Here is a 9,285-nt window from a genome sequence, read left to right on the forward strand (position 1 = left end):
ACTGCCAGCAGATAAATTTCTGCTGGCAAGAAAAATTTATATTTTTTCAATTGTCTACTTGACGGGGAGCGGTTCAAAATCTGACTGACAGCCTCTGTTAGCGTTTTCTTCAGGCTTTCATGAAGCGAATGTATCTGGATCATATGTGTTTCCAGCCTTGAAAGATTTACCAGTTCATTCAAGAGCTGTTCCAGTTTGGTAAGTTCCTGTGATTCCTGCTCCAGAAACTCCCTCTGTTCTTCTCCTGTAACCCGATTTTCTGCCACCAGCTCATGACTCATCCGGAGTGATGCAAGCGGAGTCTTCAACTGATGGGAAATATCTGTAATCAGACTCTTCGTACCATTTTCTTCCTGCTCCAGACGTTCCTTCAAATCTTCGAAATATTGCCCCAGCTCCTTTACAGATTCCCACACCTTTAACCATTGTTCCGATTCTGATGTTTCTTCAGGATATGTTTGGAATTTTCCTTTTCTGAATTCCTGCAGACATTCATATAATTGCTGTAATTGTTCCTCATCACCGTATCTGCTCCAGTTTTTTCTTCGGTCCAGGTACAAGAACAGGCTACATACTATGACTCCCACTAGTAATCCAATTCCCCAGATAATCCTTATAACCACATCTGAAGATCCACTCCCTGAGTGATAACCATAAGTTTCTTCCAGCATCTGTACGACTCTTTCTATCTTCTGATCGTCCCGGTCTCTTATAAAATCTACTGTTCCTGACTTTTCCCAGATTGCAACTATTTCCCCTTCCAGTTCAGGATGTTCTGCAAGGAGCAGTGCTATCTGCGTTGCTTTCGCATTTTCCTCATACTTTGTTATCAGATACATTCCTACTGTAAAAAATACTGCAAAGATTACATATACGATAAAATACCGTTTTAATTTTTGTTTACCTTTCCGGTCCATATATATCCCAGTCCTCTCACATTCGCTATCTCTTCTGTTCCAAGTTTATTCTTCAGTCTGCTTATATTGACAGTAACCGTATTATCATCGACAAATTGACCGTCTATATCCCATACATGCTCCAGGATACTTTCTTTTGAAACAATCTGTCCTGCATTCTCCCAGAGATACAGCAACAGAGAGAATTCTTTCTTACTTAAAGTAACTGGTTCATCCCCTTTATACACCTGCATCGTTTTCATATGCACCGTAATCTCTCCGGAAGACATAATCTGTGCCTGTACCTTAGAAAGCCGTCTCATCAATGCGTTCACCTTCGACACCAAAGCCATCAGTGAAAATGGTTTGGTAATATAATCATCTGCCCCTGTATCATAACCATTTACAATATCTATTTCCTGATCCAAAGCCGTAAGATAGATAAGATATGTATCTCCACCTGCACGTACCATCCTTCCAAAATCCAGTCCTGTACCATCCGGCAATGTAATATCGCTGATAACAAGAGCATAATCTCCTTTTTGAAATGCTTCTTTTGCTTCCTTTATTGTATAAACCTGACGAACCTCATACCCTTCCCGTGAAAGTAACAGGGCAATTCCCCGATTTAGATTCAAGTCATCCTCCAGTAATAATATTTTCTGCATCAAATACTCCACCTCTATTTGTAATAACCTGTTCTTTTATCATATCAGTCCTATCTTTTGTCTACAATAAAAATAAAATTAACATACATACTTTTCCTTCATATGTTCAAGGATTTCACCGGATACTGCTTCAGAAATCGATCAATCCATTTCTGATTGCTTCTCTGTAACATCCGAAGTCTGGATAAAAGCTGTAGACAACTGCAGCTCTATGTTACTAAAGTCCTATCCATCAATACAGGAGTTATAGAATGCCGTGAAGATACCGTCAAATTCCATTTCAATAATATGTAGGCTGTCCATTGTGTGCTCCAGATAAGTCAGTGTTCCTCTATCCAAATCTATACTCGGCTTTCCTAGTGAGTTTGCTATTACATCTGGATTTGTAATTCCAAACATCTCCTTTATATCCGGCATAAGATAATCCACGATATCCGGCAGCCTTTTCTCATACGCCTGTGCCAGTTCAACTGCATGCTTCTCATAATCGGAATGTATACTGTCACAGACAAATTCAATCCCGTTTATTTCCATCTTATAGTAATCATTATTCTCATCATAGACAAACGCTGTACCCTTACTTTTTTTATTTTTTTCCAAAATCCCCATGATATATCTACACTTTCCCGGTTCTTCCGCCATACACAGTCTAAAAAACTGTAACTTAATGCTTACGTTTGTAAAAAATAACTCCTGCCAAAATCAATAAAATAATTCCAACTACAATCATAAAAATAAAATTATCACCATTTAACTTCCCTGCTATGAAAATAGAAGTCGGGCCATCCGCACCACCAATAACAGAAACGGCTGTGTTTTCTTTCTGCTTCAGTACAATGCCAATGACTGCCAATACAATTCCTAAAATTCCGGCTATGATTCCCAATCGCTTTTTCATTGCTACCACCTCAAATCATTTTTATCTGCTCAATCAAATGTAAATTGTTATGCAAGTATTTCTATGCAAATGAAGCATAGATAACCCATATTTCTGCAAACATTACCAATAAAAGTACACCATCTATCATCCAATTAAACTGAATGTCCGTTAAGAAAGTTTTTGAATGTGTCAGGCAATATTTTACTTTTTCTCGTCCAGTCAAAAAAGTGATAAGCACTTGTAATATAGGAAATAAAAATATTTGTATTTTTCTTCCATAATCATCCGCAATCCCATTTGCAAAATGTACTGGAATAATACTCGGTAAGAAAAATATACTTACAAGAGCAAGCAAAAATCCTATTATACAAATTATCCATGTGAATTTTCTAGTATTGATAAATTTCATAACAATCCTTCTTTCTGCTAAATTCAAGTTTTTCCAATACATAACACGTACTTACATTATACTCCTCACCAATGCAAACCTCAATTTATTCTCCATCCTTTTTCCCGTTATTAAGCTTCGGGCAGTAAAATGCCTTTACTTCCACCCCATCTTCCTCCGACTCAATTTCCACATAATAATCCCGGATAAAGTATCCCGCATTATGCTCCTGAATGGCGTACAGCTCCAATGTCTGAAAATCCACCAGTACCAGATCACGGGGCTTGGGTTTTTGCGTTTCCTCACAGAATACCTCCATGCTTTCCACCAGCTTATCCAGGCATTCCTGACACAGATGGTTCTGTACTTTTTTCACATCGAAGATACTATCTTCCCCGTAATCCACCGATACTTCGGAAATCCCGTAATCCGACATCTGCTCCGTATGGAAAAAGCAGCCGCCTTCTCCTGTCCCGGTATAACCCATATGCCCGTTTCCCTGCGGGCCGGTAAGATTCCCGTCCTCATCATGATTCCGGATATGCATATCCATCACATACCAGTGATTGGTACAGATCACTCCCAGATCGTCAAACTTCCGGAAATAATCCATCATACTCCGTTCATCGCTTCCACACAGCCAGCACTGTTTTGGATCTTTCAGCTTGCTTTCTACTGATTCAGGCACCTTTCTTTCTACCGGGTGATATTCCTGCTCCTGTGTTTTTTCAAGATAACCTGTCAGATCCAGCCGGCTGATTCCCAGTCCGATCAGAATTCCTGACGCACATGCCAATAATCCCACATATCCCTTTTTCATATTATAGTCATCCTTTAAGAATTAGTTTTATAATGCTTTTAGGATTACTATATCAAATCTTGCAATCACTTTCATCATAAATCGCATATTTTTATGTGTTTTATTGCATATACAGCTTTCAAAAAAACTGCCTGCGGCAATTTCGCAGACAGCTTCTATTTCATCATCTCTTCAATTATCACATCCAGCATCCGAAGCACGCTTTCCTGCTTCTTCGGTGTGAGCCTTTCCAGCTTTCCTTCCACTACAGAAGTATGTTCCATTCTGGTAAGAGGAATCACTTCCTTCAGCACTTCATTCGGTTCCGCACCTAATACATTCAACAGCTTTACAAATGTTTCCATCGTAGGTGTTTTCACTTCCCGCTCAATCGCACCCAGATGGTTGGTACTGATATCCACCAGTTCAGCCAGTCTCTCCTGCGTAATTCCTGCCTCTTCCCTGTACCTGCGGATTGCCTTTCCCATTCCTTTCACACGCACACCTCCTCCTTCCAGTATTCACTAACGCTTAAAGCATTAGTCATGTAAATCCAGTATAATTGGTTGCAAATCACGCTTACAGTATCCATAAGGATTGCATTTATAACGCTTTTAGCGTTGGTCACATTTTTGGCACTCCATCGTCTGTAACTGGCACAGTCCTGCGATTGTAGCGGTAATTTACCCATGTTAAAATTGATATTGTCAAAATTATATGCAGAACGAAACGCAGCACTGCCGTATGGGAAGCCTCTCCTGCGGCAAATAAGCTGCGTTTTTTCTGTAAGATAGGAGGATCTTTACAATTTCATACTTTGATTTAGGACGCAGCCTGCATTGACCGGGCTGCGTCCTTTCTTGAGGCAGGAAAACCATAAGCAAAGGCAGGGGAGGTAATTCTCCTGCCGCTCTTATAAAAAGGAGGTACTTTTACGTGAAACACAAACTGAAAAACGCTCCGCCGGACACAAAACGGCATGTCAATTATGGCAGATGCCTGTATGCTGCATTTCTGGCTGTCACAGTCCTCTGCGGATACACACAGCCGGTTTTTGCCGCTACCATCTGGACCAAAGCCAATGAGATCATGAAGGATGTCTATAACCAGATTATCCTCATTTCCACCATTGCTGCAGTCGTAACGGCATCGGTTGCCCTTCTGATGATGAATTTTTCCAAAAGCGGAAAAACCGTGGACGAATCACGTGCATGGCTCAAGCGTATCGTCATTACCTGGGCGATCTTAAACGGGCTTGGCTTTATCATGGCTTACATCACCCCGTTCTTTGCAGGCGGAAAATGGAACGGATAGACGAAAGGAGATGCCACTATGGGAATACTTGACGGAATCGTGGAATGGATTGCCGAACAGGTCATGAACATTCTGGATCTGATCACCACTTCAGTCCTCGGTGCTCTGGGCTGTTCCATGGATACGTTTCTTCGCTACTTTCCTGCTGCCGAGACCATGTATCAGGTCTTTCTGGCACTGGGCATCGGGCTGATCCTCTTAAACTGGGTATGGCAGCTCTTTAAAAATTACTTTATGGGAGCCGGTATCGAAGCGGAAGATCCCATTAAGCTGTCCATCCGTTCCTTCCTCTTTATCTTTCTCACCTTCTATGCGAAAGATATTGTGGATCTGCTCCTGAAGATTTCAGGAACACCGTACAACTGGATTCTGACGGAAGACCTGCCGCCTTTAAAATTTGCGGATTTTAACTCCGTAGTCACAGTCATCCTGGGAGTCTGTGCAAATGGGGCGGTAGCCATCATTGCACTGATTCTGGTACTGATTCTGGCGTGGAACTACATCAAACTGCTCTTTGAAGCGGCAGAACGCTATATTCTTCTGGGGGTACTGGTCTACACAGCCCCGGCAGCTTTTTCCATGGGTGCCAGCCAGTCAACCGGAAATATCTTCAAAAGCTGGTGCCGGATGCTTGGCGGCCAGTTCTTTTTGCTTCTGATGAATGCGTGGTGCCTGCGGCTGTTTACTTCTATGGTCGGCACCTTCCTTGCCAATCCGTTATCCCTATAAGAAAGGAGGACCAAAATGAAACTTAGAAAGAAACTCATACCATTCCTGGTACTAACTGCCTGTCTGGTACTGTTTTGCTCCATGCCGGTCTTTGCAGCGGAGCTTACGGAAGCAGACGTGGAAGCGGCAGTTGCCAGTCAGGGAAAGGAAGCGGTAACCGGAAATGTCTTCGTCTGGTTCCTGTGTGCCATTGCCTTTTTAAAGGTATCCCAGAAAATTGATTCTTTTCTGGCATCGCTTGGCATCAATGTCGGCAATACCGGAGGAAACATGATGGCTGAACTTCTGATTGCAGGACGGAGCCTGACCGGTTCCATGCGTTCCCATGGTGGTGGCGGCTACCACAAAGCCTCTTCTCCCGGAAGTGCGGCTGTCGCAGGAAGCTTCCTATCCGGCGGGCTTGCCGGGGCAGTGGGAAGACAGGTACAAAGAGAAGCGGTCAATTCCGCAACCGGTTATACCGAACACAGCAGTATCGGAAACATGCTCTACCAGTCATCCCTGAACAAAGGCGGAGACTTTGCCAATCAGGTCATCAGCAACATTGCACAGGGAAATTACGGTCAGGTAGGTTCCATCAAGGGAGCAGACGCACAGAAAGCCTTTACTTCCTATATGGGCATCAATCCGGGCGGCGGTTCTTCCTATGATAATGTAGAAATCGGTGGCGGAAGGATCACCGGTACCGAAACCGGAAGCTCCGGAAACCGGGATTTTGCCCTGTACCATGCCGACCAGTATGCAGCTCCTACTCAGGGCTCCTACTCTACGGTACAGTCCGTGGATGGTTCCACCTGGTACAAGCAGTATGCACAGGATACGGTCGAAAAAACACCATATACTTCCGGCAGCGGCAAAGTAGCCTACAATGAATCCATTGTCCAGAAACTGCCGCCAGCCCCACAGCGAAAGGAGCGTATGTAACATGCCAAAAACAGCCTTGATGGGCAGTCCTCTTGCTGTCATCGGTACAGTATTCCGGCACAGGCGCACCCTTGCGAAAACTGGAGCAGCCGTCGGCGGTGTACTGATGCTTCCCATTCTGTTCCTTGTCATGCTTCCGGGACTCGTCTTCGGAGACCTCTCTGAAAATACCGGAGCACTGACCAGCAACACGGTAATCAGTGAAAATATCCGGGCTTCCAATCAGGCAATCGTGGAGGTGCTTCAGGAAAGCCATGATGCACTGCTTGCTAAGATCAATGCGGAAATTGCCAGACTCCCGGAAGGAGATACTGCCTCTATCAGCGATCCTTACGCTTCCAGTATCATCGTAAATGCGAACCAGCTCATCGCACAGTTTTGTGCCAGCCAGGATGACTATAAAAATATAAATATCAGCAAACTCAAAAGCCTGATCCGGGAAAACGAGGACGGGCTTTTTTCTTATGACGTTACTTCAGAAACGGCCACGGTGGAAGTTCCGGCGGAAGAGGAAAATGCACCACCCAGAAAGGTTACTTTTACCCGCCATACCTACACGGTCAGCTATGCCGGAGATGCCTACTTTGCAGATCACGTCTTTCATCTGACCGATAAGCAGAAAAAAACGGCAGACAGTTATGTGGAAAACCTGACCATGTTCTTTGGCGGCTCCGCTTCCGGTCTTGCCATGGCGGTAGGTGTCAGCGATGAGGTGCTGGCTTACCGGGCTACCATCCAGCAGGTCGCACAGAAATACGGCATGGAAGCTTATGTGGAACTCCTCATGGCAGTCATGATGCAGGAAAGCGGCGGGCGTGGAAGCGATCCCATGCAGGCGGCAGAAGGCGGCTTTAATAAGAAATACCCCCATGTCCCCAACGGCATCACCGATCCTGCTTATTCCATCGAATGTGGGATTCAGGAATTAAAGTATGCACTGGATAAAGCAGGATGTACCGGACCTACCGACCTGGACCGCATCAAGCTGGCGCTTCAGGGTTACAATTACGGCTCCGGCTATATCGACTGGGCAATGGAACGTGACGGCGGTTATACCAAAGAAAACGCCATTGCTTATTCGGATATGATGTGTGCCCGTCCGAACTGGCATTATGACCGGTATGGGGACAAGGAATATGTGGAGCATGTTCTCCGGTATTATCAGATTACCAATACCGGCGGAAGCTATCCGGCAAACGGAATGCAGATTCCGCACTATCTCCAGACCGATTACGGGAACATTCCTTATGGCGGCGGCTCCATCGCATCTTCCGGCTGCGGGCCTACCAGCTTTGCCATGATCGCCAGCTACCTGACCGGGAATACCATTACCCCTCCGGATGCGGTGGCATGGTGCGGGAATTCCTATTACAAGCCGGGAGTTGGAACCTACTGGAGCTACTTTCAGGCTGCAGCCAGTCATTTCGGCTGTGGCAGCGTCACACAGACCAGCAATGCCAATACGGTACTTCAGGCACTCTCCGAAGGCTGTCCGGTCATCTCCTCTCAGCGGGCAGGACTTTTCACCAGCGGCGGACACTTCATCGTACTCCGAGGTGTTACGGCAAACGGCAAGGTACTGGTCAATGATCCCAATGACAGTGACGCAAAGAACTATATTAACCGTGAATTTGATATGATGTCGGAAATCCATGCTACGGCAAATGCCTACTGGATCTTCGACAAAAAATAAAGGAGCCATTATGAACAGAACAAAAGTGATTCTTTCCATTTTTCTGATGCTGTTTCTGCTGCTTGCCGGACTGGTTCTCCCCAGTTTCTGGAAAAGCCAGAAAAAAGAAGCTTCCGGAAACAAAGGCAGGGAACCGGCAAAGGAAACAACAGAAACAAATTCTGATACCCCCATGCCGGAATATCTGGATTTTGATGCTTTAAAAGCATTTTTCTCCGACAGCCAGATTGCTTCTCTCAAAGGGCAGTTTCCTGTCTACCTAAAAGAGTATGTCAAAAAAGAACAGACAAGCATCACCTTCCTGCCGGAAAAAACCAGCTACCCTACCGAAACAACCGTCTGCCTGATGTTTTCACTTTCCGATCAGGATACGCTTCCGGTTACCTATCACACCCCGACGGGTGTGTTTTTATTTGGAGAAGACGGGGTACAGGTCTCTGCAGATACGACTGTTTACGAAAAGCAAACCGATGATTCCCTGCCGTCCCTGACTTCGCAGGACATTGAACACCTGCAGGAAGGCGGGTATCCGGATACTTCTGACAGCCCGGAAGCTCCGGACACAGAATCCGGCAGTGCCTCTGTGCCTTCCGAAGATGCGAAAGATACGAAAAAGGAGGTGCAGCCATGACACAGCCAGAAGAAACACCGGTTTCCTTTATCCCTTCCAACTTCATTGAGAAAGGCAAGATCCTAAACGGAACTTTTGACATCCGCAATGCCATAGAAAGCATTGTTCTTTCCCTGGCAATCGGTATCCCTGTTTTCCACCTGCCGCTGTCCCTGACTGCCCGCATCATCATTCTCTGCATGACCGCACTTCCAGCGGCAATGGTAGCCCTGATTGGAATCGGCGGGGAGAGCATCACTGCCTTTTTGATGAATGCCCTGCGTTTTGTAGTGAACCGCAGGGTAATCTCAACATCATAAACTTAAGATTAGATATTACACATTTATATTATCCTGCTAAAAACTCATTTCAAAAGGGCAGATT

Annotated in this window: 13 protein-coding genes; 6 read left to right on the forward strand and 7 right to left on the reverse strand. The window is 45.1% G+C overall.

What is annotated here, in order from left to right; genetic code table 11:
• From AB5Z12_RS19970 to AB5Z12_RS20000, 7 genes are all read right to left on the reverse strand, one after another.
• A partial coding sequence (locus tag AB5Z12_RS19970; protein WP_368357521.1) for a histidine kinase dimerization/phospho-acceptor domain-containing protein occupies positions 1 to 917 on the reverse strand: 917 nt, incomplete at its 3' end.
• On the reverse strand, positions 890 to 1,564 hold the full coding sequence (locus AB5Z12_RS19975; protein WP_005333533.1) for a response regulator transcription factor: 675 nt from the start codon (positions 1,562 to 1,564) through the stop codon (positions 890 to 892). The genes AB5Z12_RS19975 and AB5Z12_RS19970, both read right to left, overlap by 28 nt.
• 225 nt (positions 1,565 to 1,789) lie before the next feature.
• The gene (locus tag AB5Z12_RS19980; protein ID WP_226850873.1) at positions 1,790 to 2,173 is read right to left on the reverse strand and encodes a hypothetical protein; all 384 of its coding nucleotides are present in this window, start codon (positions 2,171 to 2,173) and stop codon (positions 1,790 to 1,792) included.
• 55 nt (positions 2,174 to 2,228) lie between these two features.
• Positions 2,229 to 2,462 (reverse strand): LPXTG cell wall anchor domain-containing protein, encoded by a 234-nt coding sequence (locus AB5Z12_RS19985; RefSeq protein WP_005333531.1) that lies wholly within the window; start codon positions 2,460 to 2,462, stop codon positions 2,229 to 2,231.
• A gap of 61 nt (positions 2,463 to 2,523) precedes the next feature.
• Positions 2,524 to 2,853 carry a DUF1648 domain-containing protein gene (locus tag AB5Z12_RS19990; protein WP_022415592.1) on the reverse strand — a complete coding sequence of 110 codons (330 nt, stop codon included), beginning with the start codon at positions 2,851 to 2,853 and terminating at the stop codon, positions 2,524 to 2,526.
• A gap of 85 nt (positions 2,854 to 2,938) precedes the next feature.
• Positions 2,939 to 3,652: a hypothetical protein gene (locus tag AB5Z12_RS19995; protein ID WP_005333529.1), complete on the reverse strand. Its 714-nt coding sequence runs from the start codon at positions 3,650 to 3,652 to the stop codon at positions 2,939 to 2,941.
• Between the two features lie 155 nt (positions 3,653 to 3,807).
• Positions 3,808 to 4,119, reverse strand: a complete 312-nt coding sequence (locus tag AB5Z12_RS20000; RefSeq protein ID WP_179960461.1) for a helix-turn-helix domain-containing protein — start codon at positions 4,117 to 4,119, stop codon at positions 3,808 to 3,810.
• 448 nt (positions 4,120 to 4,567) lie between these two features.
• Between AB5Z12_RS20000 and AB5Z12_RS20005 the strand changes: the two genes are divergently transcribed.
• Genes AB5Z12_RS20005 through AB5Z12_RS20030 form a run of 6 tightly spaced genes read left to right on the forward strand, consistent with a single transcriptional unit; the run spans position 4,568 to position 9,221 of the window.
• On the forward strand, positions 4,568 to 4,945 hold the full coding sequence (locus tag AB5Z12_RS20005; protein ID WP_005333524.1) for a hypothetical protein: 378 nt from the start codon (positions 4,568 to 4,570) through the stop codon (positions 4,943 to 4,945).
• 18 nt (positions 4,946 to 4,963) lie between these two features.
• Complete coding sequence (locus AB5Z12_RS20010; RefSeq protein WP_005333522.1) at positions 4,964 to 5,674, forward strand: hypothetical protein; 711 nt, start codon at positions 4,964 to 4,966, stop codon at positions 5,672 to 5,674.
• A 15-nt stretch (positions 5,675 to 5,689) separates the two neighbouring features.
• Positions 5,690 to 6,598 (forward strand): hypothetical protein, encoded by a 909-nt coding sequence (locus AB5Z12_RS20015; RefSeq protein ID WP_005333520.1) that lies wholly within the window; start codon positions 5,690 to 5,692, stop codon positions 6,596 to 6,598.
• Position 6,599: 1 nt separating this feature from the next.
• Positions 6,600 to 8,291 carry a lysozyme family protein gene (locus AB5Z12_RS20020; RefSeq protein ID WP_005333517.1) on the forward strand — a complete coding sequence of 564 codons (1,692 nt, stop codon included), beginning with the start codon at positions 6,600 to 6,602 and terminating at the stop codon, positions 8,289 to 8,291.
• A 10-nt stretch (positions 8,292 to 8,301) separates the two neighbouring features.
• On the forward strand, positions 8,302 to 8,922 hold the full coding sequence (locus AB5Z12_RS20025) for a DUF5038 domain-containing protein (RefSeq protein ID WP_023921583.1): 621 nt from the start codon (positions 8,302 to 8,304) through the stop codon (positions 8,920 to 8,922).
• Positions 8,919 to 9,221 (forward strand): cell division protein FtsW, encoded by a 303-nt coding sequence (locus AB5Z12_RS20030; protein ID WP_195589786.1) that lies wholly within the window; start codon positions 8,919 to 8,921, stop codon positions 9,219 to 9,221. The genes AB5Z12_RS20025 and AB5Z12_RS20030 overlap by 4 nt, the downstream gene beginning before the upstream one ends.
• Positions 9,222 to 9,285: the final 64 nt, after the last annotated feature.

The organism is Ruminococcus sp. RTP21358st1_G6_RTP21358_211008, assembly GCF_040908885.1.
Taxonomy (GTDB): domain Bacteria; phylum Bacillota; class Clostridia; order Lachnospirales; family Lachnospiraceae; genus Blautia_A; species Blautia_A faecis.